This is a genomic window from Prolixibacteraceae bacterium, from assembly GCA_019856515.1.
Taxonomy (GTDB): Bacteria; Bacteroidota; Bacteroidia; order Bacteroidales; family Prolixibacteraceae; genus Halosquirtibacter; species Halosquirtibacter xylanolyticus.
The window spans coordinates 4,551,751-4,576,135 of sequence record CP082230.1 but is presented as its reverse complement, the minus strand read 5'-3'; the positions used below and the strand labels follow the sequence as shown (position 1 = coordinate 4,576,135).

Below are 24,385 nucleotides of genomic sequence, written 5' to 3'. Positions count from 1 at the left end.
AGATGATTTATCGTGGAGACCTACATATCCATACAACGCTTTCTCCTTGTGGTGACTTGGAGATGACTCCTGTGCAAATACTAGAAAGAGCCAAAGCATTGTCATGGGATTTTATTGGAATCACCGATCATAACGACACTAGGCAAGCCCCCATCATCGCGACACTAGGTAACCAGATGGGAATTACGGTATTTATTGGTGCAGAGATATGCAGTAGTGAAGAGGTACACCTCTTGGCTTATGTTCCCACAGAGATGGCTAGAGCGGCCTTACAAGAATATTTAAAGACCTATCGGTTAAAGGTGGCCAATCGGGCATGTTATTTTGGTGATCAGGTAGTCGTATCGACAGATGAGATGATTTTGATTAATGAAGAAGACCTCCTGTTAACGGCACTATCTCAAGATGTCTATCAAGTGACAGACTTTGTACATTCATTGGGAGGTGTGGTTGTGGCTGCCCATGTTGATCGTCCAAGTTATAGTTTGATTTCGACGCTCGGTTTTATTCCAGATGATTTGCCTTTGGATGGGGTTGAATATTATCGCAGTTCAGAAGAAATAGATTCTACCAAATGGTGTTGTATTCAAAATAGTGATGCCCATTACTTGAAAGATATGCAGCCTAATAGGTGTGAATATCATATGAGTCATTTAAGCTTTGATGGGCTTAAAACATGTTTTAGAAACCACCAAATTCACATCATATGAAAGAGATCGCAGACCATATTATCGACCTGATAGAGAATAGTATTAGAGCAGATGCAAAACATATCTCTGTGGTCTACAAAGATGATGGAGACAAAAAGTCTTTTTGTATAGAGGATAATGGTAAAGGGATGAGTTCAGAAGAGGTGTCGCGAGCCTTAGATCCATTCTATACGACCAAGACCTCTAAACGTATCGGTTTAGGACTATCATTAACACGACAAAGTGTGCTTCAAAGCCACGGTGTGTTTCACCTCTATTCGACACCTAAAAAAGGGACAAAGGTGATCTTCACATATCCAAAGAAGGATATTGATTGTCCACCAAATGGAGATATCATAAAGAGTATGGTTCAAAGTATCATGGCTCACCCTGATATCGATTTTAGTTTGTCTTACCAAGAGAAAGAGAATGTACTGGTCGACACGTCCTTCTTGAATTATGAGGAACGGTTGTCCATAAAATATAGCGATCTATATGCCTATGTGGAAGAGGCGTATGTGGAGATCGACTGGAATGGATTCTAATCACTAAATAAAATGTACGACTATGACCAAAGTGAAGAACTTAGAAGAACTCGTAAAGCTTCGCAACAAGTTAAAAGATAAGATTCAAGTGCGAACTATCACCGAAGGGAATGATCTTGTTGCAAGGATACGTGTGGCCATGGGAACATGTGGTATTGCCTCGGGAGCCAAAGAGACTTTCGAAGCTTTGATTTCTGAAGTAGAACGTTTAGACCTGAAGGTGTTAATAACCACAACAGGTTGTATGGGAGCTTGCTATGCTGAACCAACAGTAGAAGTAACGCTACCTAACCAAGAGCCTATTATTTTTGGTGAAGTAGATAGCAAAAGAGCAGTGGATATTATTAACGAGTATATCATTAAAGGTAAGCTTATTGACGGAGTAGTTCCTCAGAATTACCAATCTATTTAATCTACAAGTTTATGATTCATACACACATATTGGTTTGTGGAGGTACTGGATGTAGGGCTTCACAAGCAAAAGAGGTGCAGGAAGAGTTGGTAAGTCTAATAAAAGATAAATTTCTTACTGAATCAGTACAGGTGACCACAACGGGATGTTTTGGATTCTGTGAGAAAGGGCCTATCGTGAAGATCATTCCTGATCAAACTTTCTATACACAGGTTACTCCAGAAGATGCTCGTGATATTATTGAAGAGCATATCATCAAAGGACGCAAGGTAGAAAGACTTCTATATGAAGATCCGAAGACAAAAAAGAGGATCTCAGATAGTATTCATATGAACTTCTATAAGAAACAGTTGCGTATTGCTTTGCGTAATTGTGGTATTGTTGATCCGGAGAATATTGATGAATATATTGCAAGAGATGGATATCAGGCATTGGGCCGTGTTCTTTCGATCTATACCCCTGCGGAGGTAACTGACATCATCAAACAATCAGGATTGAGAGGACGCGGAGGCGCAGGTTTCCCGACAGGAATGAAATGGGAGATCACCAGTAAAGTGGAGGCGACACAGAAATATGTTGTCTGTAATGCTGATGAAGGAGACCCTGGTGCTTTTATGGATCGATCGATACTAGAAGGTGACCCACATTCAGTGATTGAAGCGATGGCTATTTGTGGTTACTGTATCGGGGCAAACAAAGGATTGATCTATATCCGTGCCGAATATCCTCTCGCCATTGGTAGGTTGTTGGTAGCGATAGAACAGGCAAGGAAATATGGTCTTTTAGGAAGAGGAATCTTAGGTAACGATTTCGAGTTTGACATCGAACTGAAATATGGTGCTGGAGCTTTTGTCTGTGGAGAGGAAACGGCTCTGATCCAATCGATGGAAGGACGAAGAGGAGAACCTGTAATCAAACCTCCCTTCCCTGCAGAGAAGGGTTATTTTGACTGTCCTACGAATGTGAATAATGTAGAGACTTTTGCAAACATCTGCCCTATTATTCTTAAGGGAGCTGAGTGGTTTAATAGTATTGGAACAGAGAAATCGAAAGGGACCAAGGTTTTTGCTCTGGCAGGTAAGATCAACAATGTAGGACTGATAGAGGTTCCTATGGGGACCACTTTGAGAGAGGTTATTTTTGATATTGGGGGTGGTATCAAAGGAGGTAAGAAGTTTAAGTCGGTACAGACTGGTGGTCCTTCGGGAGGTTGTTTAACAGAGAGCTCGTTGGATATGCCTATCGATTATGAGACCCTGCTAGATGAAGGTTCGATGATGGGATCGGGAGGTATGATTGTGATGGATGAGGATGACTGTATGGTGGCTATATCGAAGTTCTATTTAGAGTTCACCCTAGATGAATCGTGTGGTAAGTGTGCCCCTTGTCGTATAGGAAATAAACGTCTTTGGGAGATACTTAATAAGATGACCAAAGGAGAGGCTACAGAGAAAGATCTAGAGAAGTTAATTGATTTGTCACACACTATTAAAGACACTTCGTTGTGTGGTTTGGGACAGACATCTCCGAACCCTATCTTGTCTACTTTCAAGAACTTTAAACATGAATATTTAGGCCATGTAAGAGACAAACAGTGTGAAGCAGGACAGTGTAAGGATCTTTTACATTATACCATCGATGCTAAAATGTGTGTTGGGTGTACGGCATGTCTAAGAAATTGTCCTGTAGGAGCTATCTCGGGCGAGAAGAAGAAGCCTCACCTTATTCATCAGGATATATGTATTAAGTGTGGTATCTGTTACGAGAAATGTAAGTTTAACGCAATCCTTCATCAGTCATGAAAAATATACAGTTAATCATAGATAATAAAGCCGTAGAGGTGGCTGAAGGCACAACCATCTTGGAGGCAGCCCAGAAGGTGGGTATCCATATCCCTGCATTGTGCCACATGAAGATGGACGATATCAATATTGAGAACCGACCAGGGGGATGTCGTATATGCTCGGTAGAAGTAAAAGGTAAGCGTAATTTGTCGCCTGCCTGTGCCACCAAGTGTTTGGATGGTATGGAGGTAAAGACCAATACCATTCGTGTGATTCATGCGCGTAGAAATATTTTGGAGCTTATTATCTCGGATCACCCATATGAGTGTCTCACCTGTGCGAAATCGGGACAGTGTGAATTGCAGACGATGGCACAAGATCTTGGTATTCGTGAGATTCACTTTGAGGGAGAGAAATCGACCTATAGAGAAGATTTCTCGAAAGCGATTATCCGTGATATGGATAAATGTATTCTGTGTAGACGTTGTATTACCATGTGTAGTGATTTTCAGACGGTACATGCCCTATCGGCAGTAGAGAGAGGTTTTGAGGCGGTAGTAAGTCCTGCATTTCATATGGATTTGAATGAATCGTCATGTACTTTCTGTGGTCAATGTGTGGCTGTTTGTCCTACGGGAGCATTATCGGAAGCGGACTATTCTAAAGATGTTATACAGGCCTTGGCCAACCCGGAATATACTGTGATTGCACAGACAGCTCCAGCAGTTAGAGCAGCACTAGGAGAGTCTTTTGGTTATCCTGTGGGTACAAGTGTGACTGGACAGATGGTTACAGCGTTGAAGAACCTAGGATTTGATTATGTGTTTGATACTGATTTTGCTGCTGATATGACCATTATGGAGGAGTCGGCAGAGTTATTGGAACGATTAACACGACATCTTGAAGGTGATAAAACAGTTAAGCTTCCTATCTTGACATCATGTTGTCCTGCCTGGGTTCGATTTATTGAGCAGAATTTCCCTGATATGAAGGAGATTCCATCGACCACCCGTTCCCCTCAACAGATCTTCGGTGCGATTGCAAAGAGTTACTTTGCTGAGAAGATTGGTGTTCCAAGAGAAAAGTTGATTGTGGTCTCTATTATGCCTTGTGTGGCAAAGAAATATGAGTGTGAAAGAGATGAGTTTAAGGTGGATGGAGATCCAGATGTTAACTTCTCCATTACGACACGTGAGTTGGCTCGATTGATTAAGATCTCAAATATTGATTTTAAACAGTTAGAACCATCAGAGTTTGATCAACCTCTAGGAGAATCTACTGGTGCGGGATTGATATTTGGAACTACCGGTGGAGTGATTGAAGCTGCAACACGTACAGCCTATGAGTTGCAGACAGGTAAAAAGTTGGAGAATATTGACTTTGAATCATTACGAGGAATGGATGCGATACGTAGTGCAACAGTAGATTTTGATGGGTTGCCTATTAAGATTGGTATTGCCCACGGTTTAGGTCACGCTAGAAAGCTATTAGAAGAGATTCAAGAGGGTCGTTGTCATTATCACGCTATTGAGATTATGTCTTGTCCAGGAGGATGTATTGGAGGTGGAGGACAACCGTTCCATCATAATAAAACATCGATCTTGCTGGAGAGACAAAAGGCCATCTATAGTGAAGATAAGCAGATGAAGATTAGGAAGTCTCATGAGAATGCATCGGTGATGAAGGTGTATGAAGAGTTCTTGGGACATCCTCTGAGTGAAAAAGCGGAGCATTTACTTCATACGAGTTATTTTGATAGATCATCACAGATAACTATTGATGATAGCGAAATGTAATAGTAACGACCTAAAACAAGAGAATATGAAAACAATAAAATTATCCTCTTTTGCGATAGAGACGGTAGAAGAAGCTTGTTCAGATTTTCAATATAGAGAAGATGAGTTGATCAATATACTTCATCGCTGTCAACATAAATTGGGATATCTACCAGCAGAGGTTCAAGAGATAATTGCGCAGAAACTTCAAATGTCGGTGGCAAAGGTGTATGGTGTGGTGAGCTTCTACTCTTTCTTTTCGATGATCCCTCAAGGAAAACATCCGATCTCTATATGTATGGGAACGGCATGTTATGTGAGGGGCGCAGAGAAGTTGGTAGATGAGTTTAAACGACAATTACGTATTGATGTAGGTGAGACCACACAAGATGGCAATTTTTCTTTAAGTTGTCTACGCTGCGTGGGTGCATGCGGCTTAGCTCCGATAGTGATGGTTGGAGATAAAGTGTATGGAAGGGTTTCGGTCAAACAGGTTAAAGATATTATATGTGAATATCAGAAGAGCTTGATTTGATATTATCTTTAGATAATGTGCAGATGCTCTATCAGGGCAAAACATTACAAAAAAGGGGCAAACACAGTGTGTTGCCCCTTTTTATTTTGTATAGAGATAAAATTAAAATTTTCTCTCTTTGATTTTCGCTTTCTTACCAGTAAGATTACGGAAATAGTAGATACGAGCACGACGTACTTTACCACGACGGTTAACTTCGATCTCGTCAATGAAAGGTGAATTGATTGGGAAGATACGCTCAACACCAACATTACCAGACATTTTACGAACAGTAAACATCTCTTGTCCAGATTGTCCTTTAACTTGGATAACAACCCCACGGAACTTCTGGATACGCTCTTTACTACCCTCTACAATACGGTAGTTGATAGTTACAGTATCACCAGCACCAAAAGACAACTCTTGCTCTTTACCTTCAGCTTTAATCGCGTCTAACGCAACCTTCATTAAATCCATTACAGTATTTTTTAATGTGTTATAGTGCAATATTCACAAATTATCTTGTCAGAGATTACACCATTTGGGCGCAAATTTACAATGTTTTTGTAAATAGAGCAACCATTAAACGCTTTTTTTCGCTGGTACTACTTAATCACTTTAAAATGATCGCCTGTCTCTTTCACTACACGACGATAGTAAGAAGCAGGATAACCTGGATGGTTTGGCGAAGCTGGCATATTATCCTTGGTTCTCAAGAATTTACCATCTTTCTCTTTTTTCACATTACCATCAAGATATTTGATCATAAGGTAGTGTCCAAGTTCTCTCCATTCGTTTGTCATTTTCTCGGCTCTCATGATAGAGTAGTCAGAAAGATATTTCTTTGCAAGCTCTTTGTTTCCTGCATTCCATAGTGCTGTAGCAGCAGTTTCAACAGCAGGAGCTAAAGCAGTAGACTCAAGCTCAATGCGATCTTGTACTTTCTTAAGATCAACAATCATATCACTGTAGCGAGAGTAACAGAAATTTGTAACGCTATTAAATACCCAAAAAGCAGAAGTAGATGACCATGTAAGAAGGTCGCCGTTACCGATTTTGAAACATTCAGGAACTTCTTCGATGTTACAGTAGATAGGCGTGTAACAAGTAGAGTATGTGTCATCCATTCCAAACCATAGTACCCCACCAATTGCAGCTGGCATATCTGCACGAGATTGACCTACGAAAGAGAAGGCTGTTTGTTGTGTAGAAGTGGCACGTTCATTACAGTACTTCACTGAATCCACTTCCCATGTAAGACCTCTCCAACGATAAGGTAATTTATATGGGCCAGCTCCTACATCTTGTGTCATATCTAATGCTGTTCCTTCGTAGTGGTCTCTCATTAGATCCATTACGTCTTTAGCAGACAGTTTGTTGGTTGGTTTAACCCAAAGAGGAAAACGGTTGGTTGCATAACCTTTCTTGTCGTACTTCACTTTGCCAAGAGCATATTGCTCATATTGTTTCATATCAGGAGCGATACGATTGAATGCAGCCCACACACGTGCATCACAGAAACGAGCAGCACCAAAGTCTACTGGTGCATATACATCAGAAAAACTAAAGTCTTTGTTTTTCCCTTTAAAGAATCCTTTTTCTCTAGCAAAAGAGATTACATCGTCCGAATATAAACAGTTGTCAGGATCGTTAAGAGGGAAAGTAGTGATACGTGCTTGGTTTGCATGTCCCGAAACATATCCATCAGGAACACGACGAGCAACCCATACAGCTCCTTTTTCGCCTTCACCTTTACCGATAACTTCCATGATCCATACTTCATTACCATCAGAGATAGAGAATGACTCTCCAGAACTGTAATAACCGTATTTATTCATTAAATCAGACATCGTCTTGATCGCCTCACGAGCTGTTTTAGCTCTCTGAAGAGTAATGTAGATTAAACTACCATAGTCAATTACAGCACCTGCTTGACCATGTAATTCTGATCGTCCTCCGAAAGTTGTTTCCCCGATGACTAGTTGGTGCTCATTCATATTACCAACAACTTGGTAGGTATGCGATAACTCTGGAATTTGTCCAAGATATTTTCCTGAATCCCAATCGTAAACATCACGCATCGCACCTTGTGCATGATCGGCAGCAGGCCAAAAGTAAAGTTCTCCATATAGAGAGTGAGAGTCCGCAGCATATGTAACCATTGTGGACCCATCCTTTGAAGCCCCTTTGGTGATTAGGAAGTTGGTACATGCATCACTACTGTAAGTAGCTAACATGAAAAGCCCTAAGAATAAACTAGATAGTCTTTTCAACATTGTTTTTTATTTTTACGTGATTAATATTGTTTTATCCCGATGGTTATAAGTCAAAATAAAAGAAAAATAATGAACTTTTTACTGTCAAAAGACAAATGAGCCATTAAATTCTGTGATATTTCCACAATTATCCTTTACGGTGAATTGTAATTGATGTACAGCGGTTTTCGATAATCGCGTCGCATCAACTTTGTATTCAAACAGGCGATTCTTCGAATCATAGGTGAACAAGGCATATTTCCCATCAATCTCACCACGATAGTGTGAAATTCCGGTCTCTTTTTCTTTCACCACAAATCGAATCCCTTGTTTGTTCTTTAATCGCTGTTTCTTATGCACTAAAGTTAGTGAACGTAATTTTGGAGCTATAGTGTCCACTTCGATTGTAAATTTACCTAGATTTCGAGTCTTAAATTTGGCTAAGTCACCTTCTATTTTTCCTCCAGCATAATAACGATGTTTTCCATCTTTAGAGAGCTTAGCAACATATGATTTACTCAATAGGGAGTCTGGAATATTTCCTATTTTAAATGATATCGATGCACTTCGATGTAATGCAATATCATCTGGATAAAAAGCATATATAGGTGACCATTTTGCTATCGGGGAGTTGATTATTTCACCTTTAAATTTTGTGTCTTGGTACAGCGTTCGATTGTCTATTTTGAAAGAGAACCAACGGTCATGAAAATAGTGCGCAGAATTATATTTAAGCTCTTCAGTGAGTTGAACGTTATCACGATGACCTAAATGCTCATTGATCATGTCTTCAGATGAACCTTTATACTCGTTACCCGTTTTCATATCTCCCCAAGATAGAGGTTGTATCGGTTTTAAGAAAAGATCTTTTGACTGAAACTCTTTTATCTCTTTAGAGTAGTCACGGTAGGTTAACGAAAAAAGAAGATATGAACTGTTCTTCCAACTATCAGCAACACCTAATCTAAAACTATCTCTTTGGTGGTTCTTGTCTATTAAAATAGATGCATTAGAATACTTCTTTCGATATATTGATAAATAGTTGCCAGGTAGGCGATACATACGATGAACCTTATGTCCAGTATGCCATTTTCGAGAATAGTCGATGTGTGCATTAATATATCGTGATTCATAGAAATGGAATCGGTCGATATCAAAAGCAAACAACGTGTCTTCTTTCGTGGTATTCTCTCTTCTTAAAAAGGCATGGTTAATTCCACATTTAGACCAACTCCCTGAGACATAATCTACCACCTCTATTCCAACTCCTACATGTCCATCCACATAGATCTTGTTATGGTCCTTTATGCCATATCCTTTTGAAGATGGTACTAGAGGGAAACTAACGGGATGGTTCTGCCCGTTGACACAACTATTGGCATCTAATGGGTAAACATAAAGACGATGTAGCAAAGGTTTGCGGGTGTCTTTAATTTTCAACCCACGTGTGGCAGGGTTTAAAGGAACTTGTTTTGCCGTTTCTCGTATCTCATAATGAAGATGAGGCCCTCCAGAACTTCCACTGTTTCCAGAATAAGCAATCACTTCATCTCTTTTTAATTTAAAAAGCGTTTTCGGTGGTACAAGATCGACAGCAAATGCCTCTTTTTTGTACTGCTGCTTTTTAACCCATTGATCAATCTTAGGTGCAAAACGACTTAAATGTCCGTAAACTGTAGTATATCCGTTTGGGTGCTTAATATATAATGCATAACCAAATCCAGATGGAGAAACTTTTATTCGGGAAATGTAACCATTTTCAACAACATGAATTGGCAAACCAACTCGACCATTGGTTTTGATGTCAATGCCCGAATGAAAATGATTTGATCTCAGTTCACCAAATGAACCAGCCACCCTAATGGGGATCTTCACCGGTTGAACAAAATTATTAAACTGTGCTTTCAGACTAGTTATTGTAAAAAGAATGAAAATAAATATGGAGGTAAGTCGTTTCATTTAAAATTTTATTGTTTTGAATCATCGAAATTAATAACTTTAAAAAACGATTTGAAATCAAAATGAAGGATTTTTTAATTTTTTCTATTTAATGAAAATGTTAATTTTGTGAAACAAATTGAATAACAATGACAGAAAAGGAGTCTAAGCTTTTACAAGGTTTTGAACAAAAGGTAAATAGGTTAACCTCAATGTATAATCAATTGGAGGATAAATACAGAAAATTGGATGAGGTAAATCGTATGCTCCAAAATCAGATTGTTGATCTTAAAGATCAAAATGAGTCACTTGCTCAAGATTATCAAAATGCGACTATGGCTGTTGCATTTACAGGATCGGAAGAGAATAGTAAGATGACCAAGAAGAAGATCAACCAGTTGATCAAGGAGATTGATCAATGTATAGCAATGCTTAGTAAATAAACTCTGGAGTAACTATTCAAATTATGGAAGATAAATTATCGATAAGTGTAAATATAGCAGAGAGAAGATTCCCATTGAGAATCGAACGTTCTGAAGAAGAAAAGATTCGTATGGCAACGAAACTTATCAATGAAAAAGTACTTCAATATAAGCAGCGCTTTGGTAAAGACGACTTTGATTCACTTGCCATGACATCACTACAATATGTGGTTGAGATGCTCCTTCTGAAAGACCAACAAGATTTATCTCCATTTGTGGAAAAGATTGAAGATCTTAATGACCAATTAGAGTCTTTTTTTGACGAAAAAGAGAACAAAGAGTAGCTCTTTTTTGTCAATATTATTATATTTAATGTGTGTTCTAGTCGTTTTTATCGCAAGATATCATCTATAGAGCTGGAAAAGAGTAGTATCTTACACAACCAGTCTCATTCATTCAGATAAAAGCGTGATGCTAGAGACACAAGGTAAAACAAGTAAAACAGTAGAAAAGTAAATATGATTATTGAAATTATTATAGGTTTTGGAGGTGCTATCGTAGGTGCTGGAATTTCCTACTATTTATGGGACTCCGCACTTAAGAAGAAGCGGGACTCCATGATTAACGATGCGGAGAATCAATCAAAAGTTCTTAAGGACAAAAAGATTCTTCAAGCAAAAGAGCGTTTTATTCAACTGAAGTCGGAGCATGACAAGGTGGTCAACGAAAAGAACCAAAAGATTGCTGCTTCAGAAAACAGATTAAAACAGAAAGAGTCGACGTTGAATCAACGTAAAGATGAACTGAATCGCAAGGTACGTGACTTTGATACTGATAAGAAGAAGAACGATGCGATAAGAGAAAACCTTTCTCGTCAACTTGAGGTTGTTGAACAACAACAAGAAGAGTTGGAAAAGACACATCGTAAGCAGGTTGAGAAGTTAGAGATTATTTCGGCACTATCTGCAGAAGAGGCGAAAGCTCAATTGGTAGAATCAATGAAGAATGAAGCAAAGACTGAAGCGATGTCTTATATTCAGGAGATCATGGACGATGCTAAAATGAATGCAAATAAAGAAGCGAAAAAAGTTGTTATTAAGGCGATTCAACGTGTTGCAACAGAAACAGCTATTGAGAATTCTGTAACAATCTTCCATATCGAAAATGATGAGATCAAAGGACGTATCATTGGTCGAGAAGGGCGTAACATTAGAGCGCTGGAAGCATCAACAGGTGTTGAGATCATTGTAGATGATACTCCTGAAGCAATCGTACTTTCGGCATTCGATCCTGTGCGAAGAGAAGTGGCTCGTTTGGCTTTACACCAACTGGTTACCGATGGTCGTATCCACCCTGCTAGAATTGAAGAGGTGGTAAATAAAGTGAAGCAACAGATAGAGGAAGAGATTATAGAAACTGGTAAGAGAACTACAATTGATCTAGGAATTCATGGAATGCATCCAGAATTAATTCGATTGATTGGTAAGATGAAATATCGCTCTTCTTATGGTCAGAATCTTCTTCAACACTCTAGAGAGACGGCTAATTTATGTGCTATTATGGCTGCAGAACTAGGCCTGAATCCGAAGAAAGCTAAACGTGCAGGACTGTTGCATGATATTGGTAAAGTGCCTGATGAAGAACCAGAATTGCCACATGCAATCCTTGGTATGAAATTAGCAGAGAAGTTTAAAGAGAAGCCTGATGTGTGTAATGCAATTGGTGCTCACCATGATGAAGTAGAGATGCAAACTCTTATTGCACCAATAGTTCAAGCATGTGATGCAATCTCTGGAGCGAGACCTGGTGCACGTAGAGAAGCAGTAGAAGCATATATTAAGCGACTAAAGGATTTGGAGCAGATGGCTCTATCTTATCCAGGCGTTCTTAAGACATATGCTATTCAAGCTGGTCGCGAACTGAGGGTTATCGTAGGTAGTGAGAAGATTACTGATGAAGATTCAGAGAAACTATCATACGATATCGCGAAAAAGATTCAGGATGAAATGACTTATCCTGGACAAGTTAAGATTACTGTTATTAGAGAAACAAGAGCAATTAATTACGCAAAATAGTTCTTTAATAAATAACATATCTAAAGGAGAGTGGACATAGTCTATTCTCCTTTTTTTGTTATAAATATGAGATTAATCTATCCTAATTAAAGCAAAAAGATACAATCCTCATGCTATCTAACATCTAGAACAAAAGAACTTTATTTGCAACATTATTAAGTTACATTTTTCCTATATATTTGAACAAATAAATTAAGTAAGATTTATATGGAAAATAACTATCTCGTAATCATGGCTGGTGGCATTGGTAGCCGATTTTGGCCAATGAGCACTTCTGAAACACCTAAACAGTTTTTAGATATATTGGGAACTGGGAAGACTATGATACAACAAACCGTAGATCGAATTAAAGATATCATACCTCCTCAAAATATATTTATTGTAACTAGTAGCAGCTACAAAGAGATAATCAAACAGCAATTACCATTCTTAGATGACAATCAGGTTCTGCTAGAGCCATGTATGCGAAATACAGCTCCATGTATTGCATATGCTAGTTATAAAATTTATAGTCAAAATCCTGATGCTAATATTGTTGTTGCCCCTTCTGATCATTTAATAACTGATGAAACAGGTTTTAGAACAATCATTAAACAGGCACTTGAATATACAAGTAAACAAGATGTTCTTCTAACCCTTGGGATACATCCTCATCGCCCCGAAACTGGTTATGGGTATATTCAATCAGAACAAAAAGATATACAAATTGGTGAAATTAATAAAGTAGCTTCCTTTAAAGAGAAACCAAATATTGATACAGCAAAAGAGTATCTTCATTCAGGATCATATCTGTGGAATTCGGGAATTTTTATATGGAGTGCAAAGAGCATAATTAAAGCGTTTGAAGATGCTCTACCCAATATTGCAGAGACATTTGCAAAAGGTGATCATATCTATAATACAATTGATGAACAAGATTACATCAATAATGTATATCCTTCATGTCAGAATATTTCTATTGACTATGGTATTCTTGAAAAAGCAAATAACATATATGTATTAGCTTCGGAATTTGGATGGAGTGATTTAGGTACTTGGGGAAGTTTGTGGGAGAAAAGGCACAGAGATAATGACGGAAATAGTGTTGTTGGTAGTGGTGTTCATCTATTCGATTGCAACAATACGATTGTCACAGTACCAGAAAAAAGACAAGTAGTACTACAAGGGCTTGACAACTATATAGTTGTGGAGGCAAATGGCATCATTATGGTATGCCAAAAAGAAGAGGAACAGAGAATCAAAGAGTTTCGAGAAAAAGTTCTAAATAAATAATGTAGTGAATATGATTAACCTTCTTCTCATAGGTTAATCATATTTTGCACAAATCATTCTCAATGTACTTTTAATTAAATTACACTAATATTAAAAAATAACATAACTACAGACTATTTTCATAATCTTCTCGTTTTAATTAAGGAAAATATAGAACCAACGACAACATTAGAACTTGAATGAAAGACATTACGGCATCTATTGTCTTATATAATACTCCTATATCAGAAATAACTCTGACTTTAACAACACTTAAAGGAGCAAAAAGACTCAAACATATATATATAATCGACAACTCGACTAGTCCTATTTTAGACAAATCAGACTATGAAGATGATTTTACAACTTATATATTCAACAGTAAAAATATTGGATATGGAAGAGCACATAATATTGCAATACGTAAGGCATTAAAGGAAAAAAATAGTTATCATGTAGTACTAAATACAGATATTGAATTCTCTAGTCAAGTTATCAATGAACTTGGAGAATATATGGATCAAAATATTGAAGTCGGACAGATTATGCCCAAAATTGTGAATATAGACGGTAGCAATCAATACCTTTGTAAACTAATCCCAAGTCCTCTAGACTTATTTGCTAGACGATTCTTACCTAAATCTATTTTTAAACAAAAACGAAAACTATTTACCCTAGAGAATGCCAATTATAATTCAGTAATGAATATACCAAATCTCTCAGGATGTTTTATGTTCTTGAGGGCAAGCACACTCAATGATATTGGCATTTTCGACGAAAGATTTCTCTTGTACGCAGAAGATGTTGATCTGACTAGAAGAATCCATTCTAAATATAAAACGATCTATTATCCCAAAGCGACTGTAACTCATTATGCAAAACATGAGTCATATACAAACTACAAAGTCATGATTATTCATATAAGTAGCTTAGTTAAATACTTCAATAAATGGGGATGGTTTAACGACGAACAAAAGGATGATATTAATACTGTTACTTTAAATAATTATACCTCTATTAACAATAATAGTATTGTACCTACACCAACTGAACAATAGTTAATTCATCTAATAGTAAAGTATTTAATAATAACACTTTGGTTAAAAAAAGAAAGACTGCATTATATGATACAGTCTTTCTTTAATTACAATATCCTGAACTCCTCTCTATTTATTGGTCAAATTAACCACTGTTGCAATTGCAACAGCAAGGGATGCAACTGAACTACCTATAGAAATCCATTTTGTTGTTTGATCTTGTTTAATCGGCTTTCTAGGAACAATAATCTCAGCTCCAGGCTCTACCCTTGGATAGTTTTTGAACAATAGAAAGTTTTTTGTTACAGCTGTGGTTCCATTAGCATATATTACGTAAACTTTTGATCTTCGAGAACGTTCGCCAAATCCACCAGATTTATTAATATATTTCTTAACTGTTAAACCCTTCTTATAAACAGACGCAATAGGGTTCATCACATTACCCGAGATACGTACCGTTTCCATATTCTTTGGAATTTTGATCTCATCACCAGGTTGCACCAAAATATCTAATGGCCCGTGCGGAGTAGAAAGGATTTTATCAAGATTTATTCCAACAATCTCAGTTCTTTCTCTCTCGACTTTAACATCAATCTCTTCATCTTTTGCAAGATCCTGTAGCCTTTCTAATTCAATATCTGACAATTGGGTCTTTCTTATAAGCATTGCACCATTAACAAAAGCATCAGGTGTTACTCCTCCTGCTCTTTTAATAATATCAGAAATATGATCTTTCTTCGAGATAATACTATAATCTCCAGCATACATCACTTCACCTCTTAACTTAATAGAGCCAAACTTACGACGTCCTGGAGCTCTCCTAATATAAACAACATCAAATGGTTCTAATACGAATCCTTTCCCTTCACTTGACAATCTTAGATCTCGATCGACACTAAAACTATAATAGTGAGATATTGTATCTGAAAGAACTGCAGCCTCCTTATTTGTTAAGCTACGAGCAACTTCAATAAAAGAGACATCAGCATCCCTTGTAAAGCCTCCTGCTCTTACAATAAGGTCTTGTAAAGTCATATTGTCTACATAAGGATATTCTCCAGGATTGTTTAACTCTCCAAAAACACTAACATTCTTAATCTCTTGCATTTCAAAACGAGAACGAATAGTAATAACATCATCAGATCTTAAGGTAACATCAGAATCTCCATTTAAGACACTGAACAGACCAAATGAAATATTTTCCATTTCCATATTGTCACGTTTACGAGTTAAGAAACCTCTATCTAAATAAGCATCATCTCGTAAACCAGAGGCTTCTTTGATTAATGAAGATAACTGCATTTCATCTTTCAACTGATAAGCACCAGGTCTAAAAACAGCTCCCTTTATAACAACCTTATTCTTATACTTGTTTAAAACTTTACCAGAATTAATTACATCACCATTAGTTAATGCAAAGCTATTATATGCGATAGAATCAATAACTTGAATTTCTTTTTCACCATCAACAATTCGCTCCACCTTAACTTTACTAGTAAAAGCATTTTCAGCAAAACCACCAGAATACTTTAACAGGTGATTAAAGTGCTCTCCCTCTAGCAGTTCATATTTCATTGGTTTTCTAAAAGCCCCAGTTAGTTCAACCCTACTAATATAGCCTGGGATATATATCACATCATTATCTCTCAGTTGTACATCCTCATTAATAGTACCATTTACTAAGAAATCATATAGATCTAAGTGTGCTATAATTTTATTATTTCTGACAACTCTTACATCACGAAATGATCCACTCATATTGGGTCCACCTGATGCATATAAAGCATTGAATGCAGTTGAATTTGCAGGTAAAGTGAAAGTTCCTGGAGTTACAGCATCACCCATAACAATAATTTTTATATCATGTTGCCAAGATAAAGCAACATCGGAGAAAATTGTTGGATTAGGTCCTTTCATTCCAGAATAGATACCAATAAGCATCTGCTTTATTGTTCTGACTGCATTTTTGAATGTTTTACCTTTAACATACACTGGTCCTAAATCAGGGATTAATATAGCACCCGATGTATTAACTCTAAGTTGATATGTAGCTTGTGCATCACCCCAAATTTGAATTGTAACCTCATCCTCAATTGATAGAATATAATCATCTGATGCATTCACAATTCCAGAGGGTGTAAATGTTACGTCTTTTGCAAGAAAAAGAGATGCTCCAAAAATCTTTCTCAACTCTTCATCTTCAGCATTATCTCTTTTTTCCTTCCTTAATGCATTCGCATTTTCCTCTTGATTATAAGACTCTGTTTTATTATCAGAAGAATTGTTTGAGGATATTGTAGAACTAGAAGAAGACGCATTCGTACTCGTCCCTCCCATCCCTGATAATCTCATCCTTAATTCAGAAACTTGGGTTTCTGATGCTCCTCTTTGTTTAGCCAAAACCAAAGCCTGATCAATAGTCAAACCTCTCTTTGCAATCTCCTCTTTCATTTTGGTTATCTGCGTTTCACTTAATTCTGAAACATTCACAGATGCAGGATCAATATTTTGAGTAAAGCCAATGCTTGCTGTCATAAGAAAAACAGCGAATAGAAGTAATATTCTCTTTCCCATATAATTTTTTAGTGATTTCTTAGCACATAGTCCTAAAGTACGAAACAAGGCTTTGATTTATAACATAAATTTCAACAAAAATAAACACCTCATTTTATAACGCAAACTTTTTTGCTATATTGTTAATAATCATAAGGAATTTCACACTCAATCAACATACCCTCTTTCGAAACTAGAATTACATCTAACTCCTGTCCATTTAATAATGGTTTACATACACCATAACACTCTCTGATAATCTGTTGATAAAATACACTTGATGCATTCATTGGAATTATTGACGGGAGTTGTCCTGCAAGTGAAATACTTTGTATCTCAGACTGAACTCTCTTGTCATAACCACAAGCTTCAGCCAAACTAGACAACCATTCGGGTGAAAACTGTACTTTATGACTATGTGTATCAAGGTGACCCTGTGCTAGCTTCACCGCTTTCCCAAGCATTATACAAATAGTTACTTTTTCTATTCTACTATGAGCTATTATTTTTAATGATTCTCCAATAAAATTACCATATTGAACATAGCTTAAAGATGAGTAATCTGGAAATCTTTTTTGAACATACTTCTCACTTCTCCCACCTGAATTAAGAATCGCATGAATACCTCCATTTTCTTGTAATACACGAATCCCTTGCTCTATTGAAGCAACAAAAGCATCTGAAGAATATGGTTTCACGACACCAGTAGTACCAATAATAGAGATACCTCCAACAATACCGACTCTAGGATTAAATGTCTTTTTTGCAACCTCCTCACCCTCTGGAACAAATGGCTCAACAATAAAACCTCCTTCATATCTATTTTTAAAAGCCTCCTTATACAGAAGCTTTGTAATCATCTCTCTCGGGGTAGGATTTATTGCAGGCTCTCCAACATCTAACGAAAGACCTGGAAGAGTAACCAGCCCTATTCCAACACCTCTTTTAAAAACGATTTCTTTTTTTTCGATTAATGTCACACTACACCCAATCTCCAAACCATGGGTATCATCAGGATCGTCACCACCATCTTTAGTAACACTTGCTTTGGCTAGGTTTTCATCTTTATAAAGATTGTATACTTCATACTCCACAAACTCTCCCGTAGGAATAAAAACCCCAACTGAAGAAGGTTCTTTATTATCAAAAAGTTGAATTAAACAAGCTTTTACAGCCAACGTAACACATGTTCCAGTACTATAACCACTTCTAAGTTTATTTTTCATCTTATGACTATTTTTAGATTAGTTGTTCTAATAGTTTTTCATTAGTCGTCACAAGATGATCATAACTTGGAAGATTTGGTCGTTTCCATACCCACAAATTAATACCCAATTTAGATGCAACCTGAAGCTTCTCTTCAAAGAAACCACTCGAACCACTCTCCTTCGTAATCATTATGTCAATATCTAATTGTTCCATCAGCAACTCTTGTTCTCCTACATCTATTTTAGAAGGAAAGAGGTGCAAACATGATGGGGCGACACCTAACTGCTCCGCAATTAACTTTGATCGCTGACAATCAATAATTCGATAATAGAGTTTCGACTTAATTTTAGCTTCTATATATTTTGAAATATTCTGAACGCCAGTCATCACAAAGACATTTTTAGCATCTATCGTCGTAAGTGCGGAAACAATTTCAGCAATAGAATCAAAATAAGTAACAGAAGTATGTTCAATGGACACATACTCTCGTTCATATCGAATTAATCTGACATCTAATATATTAGCTACATTAAAAATATTACGATGCAATTCTAATGCAAAAGGATGAGCAGCATCAATTACCTTAGTTACACCAATCTCATTAAAGGCTCGAATCATATCGTTTGGAGTCATAGCTCCGAAACGATATGTTCCTCTCTTTCCAAGTTCAATCTTTACTTTTGTTTTAGTAGAGTATACATATGGTAATCTCAAGTGTTCCAAAACTTCGACACACTTTTTACCTTCCGTGGTTCCTCCAAAAATCCAAATCATTCTATGTTCGATAAAGATGTTTAAACTCGTGTGCATAAAGTCGAGAAAGACCTTTTCTATTTCCAATAGCTTCTCCAACTACTATAAGTGTAGTCAAAGTCAAGTTATTGTCCTTTACTAAGGATACAAGTTGTGATAGAGATCCTCTAAAAATCTTCTCATCTTTCCATGTCAACTTATGACAGACAGCTACAGGTGTCTCGGGACCATAATGTTCCAACAGTTGCGCTTGAACAGAATCAACCAATGTAGCACTTAAATAGATACACATGGTACTTTGAGAACGTGCCAACTGGTGTAATTTCTCACCTTCAGGCATCTTAGTACGCCCCTCTCCTCTTGTTAAGATAATCGTTTGCGTTTTCTCTGGAATGGTAAATTGAGACTTTAATTGTGATGCTGCTGCCTGAAATGACGATATACCAGGAGTAATATGACAAGACATCTCATGCTTTTCCATGATAGCCATCTGCTCTTGTATGGCTCCATAGATACATGGATCACCAGTATGAAGACGAACAACCAACATCCCTTTATCATAAAACTCTTTCATCAAAGCAACCTGTTCTTCTAAATTCATCGAAGCTGAACTTCTAACCACAGCACCCTCTTTTGCATAATAAGTGAGTTCCTTAGGCACCAAGGATCCAGCATACAAGATTAAGTCGGCCTCTTGAAGAAATCGCTTGCCTCTTACAGAAACTAATTCTGGATCTCCAGGACCTGCTCCAACAATCTCAACATGACCAGACCTTAACATTGTGACATCAATAGAGATCGCATATGTAAAATCCATCTCATCAACCTTCCCTTTTGACTTAGAGACAAGTAATGTTCTCTGATTATCATCATATAGCGATGAAGATTCACTCACACCATAAAATCCAGTGTGCTTAAATACGACATCTGATGGATTAAGAATCTCTACCCCATTTAACTTTTCTGAATCATATGTATTAAAAGGAACCTTTAGTTCTTCAGCAATAAATTTAAGTGCAGGCTCACCAGATCTTATATCTGCACTATTTAATGATGCAATAGCAAATGGATTAATTTTCAATGCTTTTAACTCTTCAATAAGATGCTCCATTAACCCTGCAGGTGAAATACCTCTATGACATCCCATTCCTAAATGCAAGACGCTCGGAATCCATTTGATAGTTGGAATATTCCATTCATAATCAAATGGTGAGACTTGTAAAACATATTCAAACAATGAAGGATCGATTTCCTCTTTCTTATAAAAAACTTGAATATGATCTGGAGCTGTTCGATCCAAATAGCTAGCACCTTTATCTTTTACATCTAATAATAAAGCACCCTTTCGTTGATTGACAAACAGAGAGATTATTTCATTTAACGAAGCATCTACAACCTCTGAATGATAACCGAATTGACGATCTATCGTATCTAAAGCCCAAAGGTCTAAAGTATCACTTGCAGTAGAAATAGCAGCCCATCCCCCTAATACACGAGCAATGTCTTTGGCTAGATTATTTGCACCTCCAATATGTCCTGAAACCACAGGGGTTACAATATTACCTAGCACATCCACGTTCACTATTGCAGGGTCCGTTTTTTTATCTTGTAGACATGGGGCTATCGTGCGAACACAAATTCCTAAAGCTCCAACAAAAATAAATCCATCATAATTTGAATATTCAGTCGCAAACCATTGTGATAAACTATCTATCTTTTTGCCTTCACCAAATTTAGAGCTACTAAACAACTCAAAGTTGGTATATTCTTTTGCTAGAATCGCTCCTGTTTCAGAGCCTCTCTTAGATGAAGAGATAACTGCAATCTTCATATCTTAATTATTTATTTTTGTTTCATCATAACGATTACACTCACGGGATTGAATGTATCAAGCTGAATGTGAGACTTCTCTTCTATTTGATAATCTTTATCGAGTAAAGTTTGAATAAATATACTCGCACTCTCCTCCTTCACCGCATTGGTGGCAATAATTCCACCAACTGGTAGTATGGAATCAATACGATCAAGTATTTCTGCTAACTTCCCACCATGACCACCAATAAACACGGCATCGGGTCTAGCATAGTCATCTATATCTTGATTCAAAAAATCTCCAATAACGTATTCAATACCAGGGGCACCGAATCTCTTCATATTATCTTTGATGATCTCTTCCGATACCAATCTCTTCTCGAAAGCGACCACTTTTAACTTTGGGTATAATCTTTTCGCCTCAATAGATACTGATCCAGTACAAAATCCAACATCCCAAAACACCTTTTTTGCATGCATCTGCATCAAAGAAATAGTATGCAGACGATAGATTGGTTTGGTCATCATATTTGGACGACCATCCAAATATCTATATTGGTCATTGGACACACCGATAGGAAAACTACGATCTGCTTTACGATGTAATATAATATTATTAAGTGGTGCAAATTCTTGATGAATACAATCATTCAAAGTCAATGTTATCAACCGCTCAGAATCACCACCTAAATTTTCCCCAACCGAAATATCATAATTATCATAACCCGAATCAAGTAGATATTGAGCGATAACTTCAGGACGTTTCTTTCGATCTGTTAATACTCCTATAATACCCTCATTACGAATCAATGCCTCATTTAATCTATCCCATGGTCTTCCAGTACAACTGACACACATCATCTCTTCATACGGCAAGTTCAAACGATGTGCATGCATCTGAAGACTATTAAAATAGGGATAGTTCTCAAACGAAGCATAAGGAAATTCTCTTTTTAATGTGGTTCCGAATCCATAAAAGAAAGGATCACCAGAGACAAAAACCACAACCGAACCATCTAACGATTGATATGAAGACAATACCTCTGCTAGAGGTATTGTTATATTCAACCATTCATGAGACAGTGGCAGTAGATGCTTCACTCGTTCGTAATGACGTTTTCCGCCAGAGAAATAATAGTTCCCAGAGATCAAATCCCCTACTTCATTAGTGGGAACATAATTAGATGTATCTGAGATTCCTACAAGTATAAATTTCATAAAATCAAATTTTACAAATCTCGACCCGGCATCATCTGAACAGAATCTTCAAAACTCAATGCTGCATTTAAAATTGTTGCAGCCAATGAAGAACCACCTTTTCGACCTTCAACAATACACTTATTTAAATCATCAAAACTCTTAATACGATGCTTTGACTCTACTACATTAACAAAACCAACCGGAGCAGCAACAACACCTGTTGGAGTCGCTTTCCCTTTTCTGATTGCATCCGTTAATTCAATTAATGCAGTTGGAGCATTACCAAAAGCATATATTGCATTTGGATGCTCTTCTACAGCCAAACGAATACCAGCTTGTGTTCTTGTTATATTCTTCTCTTTTGCCATCTGTGCAACTCTTTCATCGCTCAAATAGCACTTCACCTCAATCCCTAATCTCTCTATTGCTGCTTTTCTAATCCCAGACTTCACCATCGTTACATCAGTAATAATCACAGCATTTCCAGATTTCAAATAACTATTCCATTCCGCCATTGCCTCTGGATCGCAGTAAAAGATATTCTCCATATCGAAATCTGCAGAAGTATGCACCAAATGCAATAATGGCCACAAACGCTCTAATCCCACTTCAGGGTTACGTAACTCCGACTGAATCTGCTTAAAACTTTTAATCATAATAGATTGACCAATCCCTACAGATGTTGTTTCCTCCTGATTATAGTAACCTCTTGGTGTTATAATTTTCTCTCCAACACTATAACTTTGAGAATTACCAATCACCAAGATGGTGAACATATCAATTGCTTCGTAATCTATGCTATCCAATGTACACACAGTAACATTTTGCTCCTCTCGAGCAACTTGTCGAACCACACCAACGGGTGTATCTCCAGATCTATGCTTCTTATAAATCTCAACAAAGCGCCTCAACTGCCAATAACGACCTTTCGATTTTGGATTATATATTGACGTAACAAAATCACCAATAGCTGCGGCTTCAATACGTTTCTCTATAAGAGGCCAAGGAGTCAATAAATCTGATAAAGATATCGTACACAGGTCATGTCCAATAGGAGCTCCTAATACTGCTGCAGCTGCTTGAAATGCTGAAATACCAGGAACAACAGTGACCTCAATTTGGTTATTATGATCTTTGACCCCCATCTCTTCGATCAGAGGAGCCATACCATAAATACCAGAATCACCAGAAGAGATCACAACAACATTCTTATCATTATGTGCATATTCAAAAGCAATTTTAGCCCTCTCACGCTCTTTCTTCATTCCTGTATCTACACATATCACCTCTTCTCCAGCCAATTCAGTAACGAACTTAAAGTAGTATTTATATCCTACAATCACTTCTGCACCTTTTATCGCTTCGATAGCCTGAGCTGTCATTAACGAAGTATCTCCAGGTCCAAGTCCAACAACGGTTATCTTTCCTCTTTGAGCCATCTATTTTTGTATTATCAGTATTGAGAAATATGTTTTCTTACGCTTATTAATTTCTTCTATATCGCTTGTAATAAACTCCTCTTCAGTTCCTAGTTTTTCCACGTAACGAACAGTTATATTACTATATTTTTCTTGCAGATAAGGTATTAAACGATCTTTTATAGTCGAAAATTTCATAATCACCACAGTGCCTGAAGTTGTAATTGCATCATCGACCTCATCGAACTCTTTTACTGCTGCTAACACCTTTAAACTATTGCTTTGAGAAGTCAATGGAATACCTAGTGTAGAACCTGCTTGAATAAAAGCAGGCACTCCGGGGATCATCTTATAATGAATACTATCATTATTTAAACGAGGAATCAAATACCCAAAAGTACTATAAAACGAAACATCACCTTCTGAAACAAAAGCAACCTTTTTACCATTACGAATATCGATCTTAATGGACTCATAAACTTGCTGATACAAAGCCTCTGTTTCAGTCCTATCAAAACGCATAGAAATATGAAAAACTTCCACCTTAGAAAGATCAATATCCAATTGTCCGATAATACCCCTAGCATGTGATTTTAACTCACCATCTCTACTTACACTACCTGGAGCATAAATTTTATCTACCAACTGAAGCGTTTTTAATGCTTTCAAAGTGATCAGCTCTGGATCCCCCGGTCCTAAAGCCACTCCATAAACGAAAATATCTTGCATGTTCCACTTTTTTT

21 protein-coding genes are annotated in these 24,385 nt (G+C 37.2%); 11 read left to right on the top strand and 10 right to left on the bottom strand.

Translation table 11 applies throughout. From position 1 onward, the window contains the following. Nucleotides 1-2 precede the first annotated feature (2 nt). Genes K5X82_16795 through K5X82_16770 form a run of 6 tightly spaced genes read left to right on the top strand, consistent with a single transcriptional unit; the run spans nt 3 to nt 5,740 of the window. The gene (locus tag K5X82_16795) at nt 3-710 is read left to right on the top strand and encodes a PHP domain-containing protein (GenBank protein QZT36872.1); all 708 of its coding nucleotides are present in this window, start codon (nt 3-5) and stop codon (nt 708-710) included. Further along, nucleotides 707-1,234 carry an ATP-binding protein gene (locus tag K5X82_16790; GenBank protein ID QZT36871.1) on the top strand — a complete coding sequence of 176 codons (528 nt, stop codon included), beginning with the start codon at nt 707-709 and terminating at the stop codon, nt 1,232-1,234. The genes K5X82_16795 and K5X82_16790 overlap by 4 nt, the downstream gene beginning before the upstream one ends. Before the next feature lie 22 nt (nt 1,235-1,256). After that, nucleotides 1,257-1,646, top strand: a complete 390-nt coding sequence (locus K5X82_16785) for a (2Fe-2S) ferredoxin domain-containing protein (protein QZT36870.1) — start codon at nt 1,257-1,259, stop codon at nt 1,644-1,646. 11 nt (nt 1,647-1,657) lie between these two features. Then, nucleotides 1,658-3,448 carry an NADH-quinone oxidoreductase subunit NuoF gene (locus tag K5X82_16780; GenBank protein QZT36869.1) on the top strand — a complete coding sequence of 597 codons (1,791 nt, stop codon included), beginning with the start codon at nt 1,658-1,660 and terminating at the stop codon, nt 3,446-3,448. Next, the gene (locus K5X82_16775) at nt 3,445-5,226 is read left to right on the top strand and encodes a [FeFe] hydrogenase, group A (GenBank protein ID QZT36868.1); all 1,782 of its coding nucleotides are present in this window, start codon (nt 3,445-3,447) and stop codon (nt 5,224-5,226) included. Before K5X82_16780 ends, K5X82_16775 begins: the two co-directional genes overlap by 4 nt. A 25-nt stretch (nt 5,227-5,251) precedes the next feature. Next, nucleotides 5,252-5,740: an NAD(P)H-dependent oxidoreductase subunit E gene (locus tag K5X82_16770; GenBank protein ID QZT36867.1), complete on the top strand. Its 489-nt coding sequence runs from the start codon at nt 5,252-5,254 to the stop codon at nt 5,738-5,740. Nucleotides 5,741-5,842: 102 nt separating this feature from the next. Here the strand turns inward: K5X82_16770 and rplS are convergent, their stop codons facing one another. The 3 genes from rplS to K5X82_16755 form a co-directional block, all read right to left on the bottom strand. Next, complete coding sequence (rplS, locus tag K5X82_16765; GenBank protein ID QZT36866.1) at nt 5,843-6,196, bottom strand: 50S ribosomal protein L19; 354 nt, start codon at nt 6,194-6,196, stop codon at nt 5,843-5,845. Between the two features lie 128 nt (nt 6,197-6,324). Next, nucleotides 6,325-7,995, bottom strand: coding sequence for a C69 family dipeptidase (locus K5X82_16760; protein QZT36865.1), 1,671 nt, complete (start codon nt 7,993-7,995; stop codon nt 6,325-6,327). A gap of 84 nt (nt 7,996-8,079) precedes the next feature. Beyond that, on the bottom strand, nt 8,080-9,933 hold the full coding sequence (locus tag K5X82_16755; GenBank protein QZT36864.1) for a M23 family metallopeptidase: 1,854 nt from the start codon (nt 9,931-9,933) through the stop codon (nt 8,080-8,082). A 128-nt stretch (nt 9,934-10,061) separates the two neighbouring features. On the opposite strand from K5X82_16755, the gene K5X82_16750 reads away from it, so the two are divergent. The 5 genes from K5X82_16750 (at nt 10,062) to K5X82_16730 (ending at nt 14,718) form a co-directional block, all read left to right on the top strand. Next, nucleotides 10,062-10,355 (top strand): hypothetical protein, encoded by a 294-nt coding sequence (locus K5X82_16750; protein QZT36863.1) that lies wholly within the window; start codon nt 10,062-10,064, stop codon nt 10,353-10,355. A 23-nt stretch (nt 10,356-10,378) separates the two neighbouring features. Further along, nucleotides 10,379-10,678: a cell division protein ZapA gene (locus K5X82_16745; protein QZT36862.1), complete on the top strand. Its 300-nt coding sequence runs from the start codon at nt 10,379-10,381 to the stop codon at nt 10,676-10,678. Between the two features lie 174 nt (nt 10,679-10,852). After that, nucleotides 10,853-12,409, top strand: a complete 1,557-nt coding sequence (gene rny, locus K5X82_16740; GenBank protein QZT36861.1) for a ribonuclease Y — start codon at nt 10,853-10,855, stop codon at nt 12,407-12,409. Nucleotides 12,410-12,616: 207 nt separating this feature from the next. Beyond that, nucleotides 12,617-13,681, top strand: a complete 1,065-nt coding sequence (locus tag K5X82_16735; protein ID QZT36860.1) for a mannose-1-phosphate guanylyltransferase — start codon at nt 12,617-12,619, stop codon at nt 13,679-13,681. A 179-nt stretch (nt 13,682-13,860) separates the two neighbouring features. After that, the gene (locus K5X82_16730) at nt 13,861-14,718 is read left to right on the top strand and encodes a glycosyltransferase family 2 protein (GenBank protein QZT36859.1); all 858 of its coding nucleotides are present in this window, start codon (nt 13,861-13,863) and stop codon (nt 14,716-14,718) included. A 108-nt stretch (nt 14,719-14,826) separates the two neighbouring features. Here K5X82_16730 and K5X82_16725 read toward each other — a convergent pair whose 3' ends face one another. From K5X82_16725 to cobI, 7 genes are all read right to left on the bottom strand, one after another. Beyond that, the gene (locus K5X82_16725) at nt 14,827-17,271 is read right to left on the bottom strand and encodes an SLBB domain-containing protein (protein ID QZT36858.1); all 2,445 of its coding nucleotides are present in this window, start codon (nt 17,269-17,271) and stop codon (nt 14,827-14,829) included. A gap of 122 nt (nt 17,272-17,393) precedes the next feature. Further along, entirely contained in the window at nt 17,394-18,476 is a 1,083-nt protein-coding gene (gene cbiD / locus K5X82_16720) for a cobalt-precorrin-5B (C(1))-methyltransferase CbiD (protein QZT36857.1), read from the bottom strand. Nucleotides 18,477-18,489: 13 nt separating this feature from the next. Then, nucleotides 18,490-19,233, bottom strand: a complete 744-nt coding sequence (locus K5X82_16715) for a precorrin-6A/cobalt-precorrin-6A reductase (protein QZT36856.1) — start codon at nt 19,231-19,233, stop codon at nt 18,490-18,492. 1 nt (nt 19,234) lies between these two features. Continuing rightward, nucleotides 19,235-21,043 carry a precorrin-4 C(11)-methyltransferase gene (cobM, locus tag K5X82_16710; protein ID QZT36855.1) on the bottom strand — a complete coding sequence of 603 codons (1,809 nt, stop codon included), beginning with the start codon at nt 21,041-21,043 and terminating at the stop codon, nt 19,235-19,237. Between the two features lie 11 nt (nt 21,044-21,054). Then, nucleotides 21,055-22,242 carry a precorrin-6y C5,15-methyltransferase (decarboxylating) subunit CbiE gene (gene cbiE, locus K5X82_16705; GenBank protein ID QZT36854.1) on the bottom strand — a complete coding sequence of 396 codons (1,188 nt, stop codon included), beginning with the start codon at nt 22,240-22,242 and terminating at the stop codon, nt 21,055-21,057. 11 nt (nt 22,243-22,253) lie between these two features. Beyond that, nucleotides 22,254-23,663 (bottom strand): precorrin-3B C(17)-methyltransferase, encoded by a 1,410-nt coding sequence (gene cobJ / locus K5X82_16700; protein QZT36853.1) that lies wholly within the window; start codon nt 23,661-23,663, stop codon nt 22,254-22,256. Beyond that, nucleotides 23,664-24,371 carry a precorrin-2 C(20)-methyltransferase gene (gene cobI / locus K5X82_16695; GenBank protein ID QZT36852.1) on the bottom strand — a complete coding sequence of 236 codons (708 nt, stop codon included), beginning with the start codon at nt 24,369-24,371 and terminating at the stop codon, nt 23,664-23,666. Nucleotides 24,372-24,385 lie beyond the last annotated feature (14 nt).

Bases quoted from the DNA above. Each gene is read 5' to 3' on its own strand.
- K5X82_16775 (QZT36868.1), top strand. From the start codon at position 3,445: ATGAAAAATATACAGTTAATCATAGATAATAAAGCCGTAGAGGTGGCT.
- cobJ (QZT36853.1), bottom strand. From the start codon at position 23,663: ATGGCTCAAAGAGGAAAGATAACCGTTGTTGGACTTGGACCTGGAGAT.
- K5X82_16750 (QZT36863.1), top strand. From the start codon at position 10,062: ATGACAGAAAAGGAGTCTAAGCTTTTACAAGGTTTTGAACAAAAGGTA.
- K5X82_16785 (QZT36870.1), top strand. From the start codon at position 1,257: ATGACCAAAGTGAAGAACTTAGAAGAACTCGTAAAGCTTCGCAACAAG.
- K5X82_16730 (QZT36859.1), top strand. From the start codon at position 13,861: ATGAAAGACATTACGGCATCTATTGTCTTATATAATACTCCTATATCA.
- cobM (QZT36855.1), bottom strand. From the start codon at position 21,043: ATGAAGATTGCAGTTATCTCTTCATCTAAGAGAGGCTCTGAAACAGGA.
- K5X82_16735 (QZT36860.1), top strand. From the start codon at position 12,617: ATGGAAAATAACTATCTCGTAATCATGGCTGGTGGCATTGGTAGCCGA.
- rplS (QZT36866.1), bottom strand. From the start codon at position 6,196: ATGGATTTAATGAAGGTTGCGTTAGACGCGATTAAAGCTGAAGGTAAA.
- cbiD (QZT36857.1), bottom strand. From the start codon at position 18,476: ATGAAAAATAAACTTAGAAGTGGTTATAGTACTGGAACATGTGTTACG.
- K5X82_16770 (QZT36867.1), top strand. From the start codon at position 5,252: ATGAAAACAATAAAATTATCCTCTTTTGCGATAGAGACGGTAGAAGAA.
- cobI (QZT36852.1), bottom strand. From the start codon at position 24,371: ATGCAAGATATTTTCGTTTATGGAGTGGCTTTAGGACCGGGGGATCCA.
- cbiE (QZT36854.1), bottom strand. From the start codon at position 22,242: ATGAAATTTATACTTGTAGGAATCTCAGATACATCTAATTATGTTCCC.
- K5X82_16745 (QZT36862.1), top strand. From the start codon at position 10,379: ATGGAAGATAAATTATCGATAAGTGTAAATATAGCAGAGAGAAGATTC.
- K5X82_16755 (QZT36864.1), bottom strand. From the start codon at position 9,933: ATGAAACGACTTACCTCCATATTTATTTTCATTCTTTTTACAATAACT.
- K5X82_16725 (QZT36858.1), bottom strand. From the start codon at position 17,271: ATGGGAAAGAGAATATTACTTCTATTCGCTGTTTTTCTTATGACAGCA.
- K5X82_16715 (QZT36856.1), bottom strand. From the start codon at position 19,233: ATGATTTGGATTTTTGGAGGAACCACGGAAGGTAAAAAGTGTGTCGAA.
- K5X82_16790 (QZT36871.1), top strand. From the start codon at position 707: ATGAAAGAGATCGCAGACCATATTATCGACCTGATAGAGAATAGTATT.
- rny (QZT36861.1), top strand. From the start codon at position 10,853: ATGATTATTGAAATTATTATAGGTTTTGGAGGTGCTATCGTAGGTGCT.
- K5X82_16780 (QZT36869.1), top strand. From the start codon at position 1,658: ATGATTCATACACACATATTGGTTTGTGGAGGTACTGGATGTAGGGCT.
- K5X82_16795 (QZT36872.1), top strand. From the start codon at position 3: ATGATTTATCGTGGAGACCTACATATCCATACAACGCTTTCTCCTTGT.
- K5X82_16760 (QZT36865.1), bottom strand. From the start codon at position 7,995: ATGTTGAAAAGACTATCTAGTTTATTCTTAGGGCTTTTCATGTTAGCT.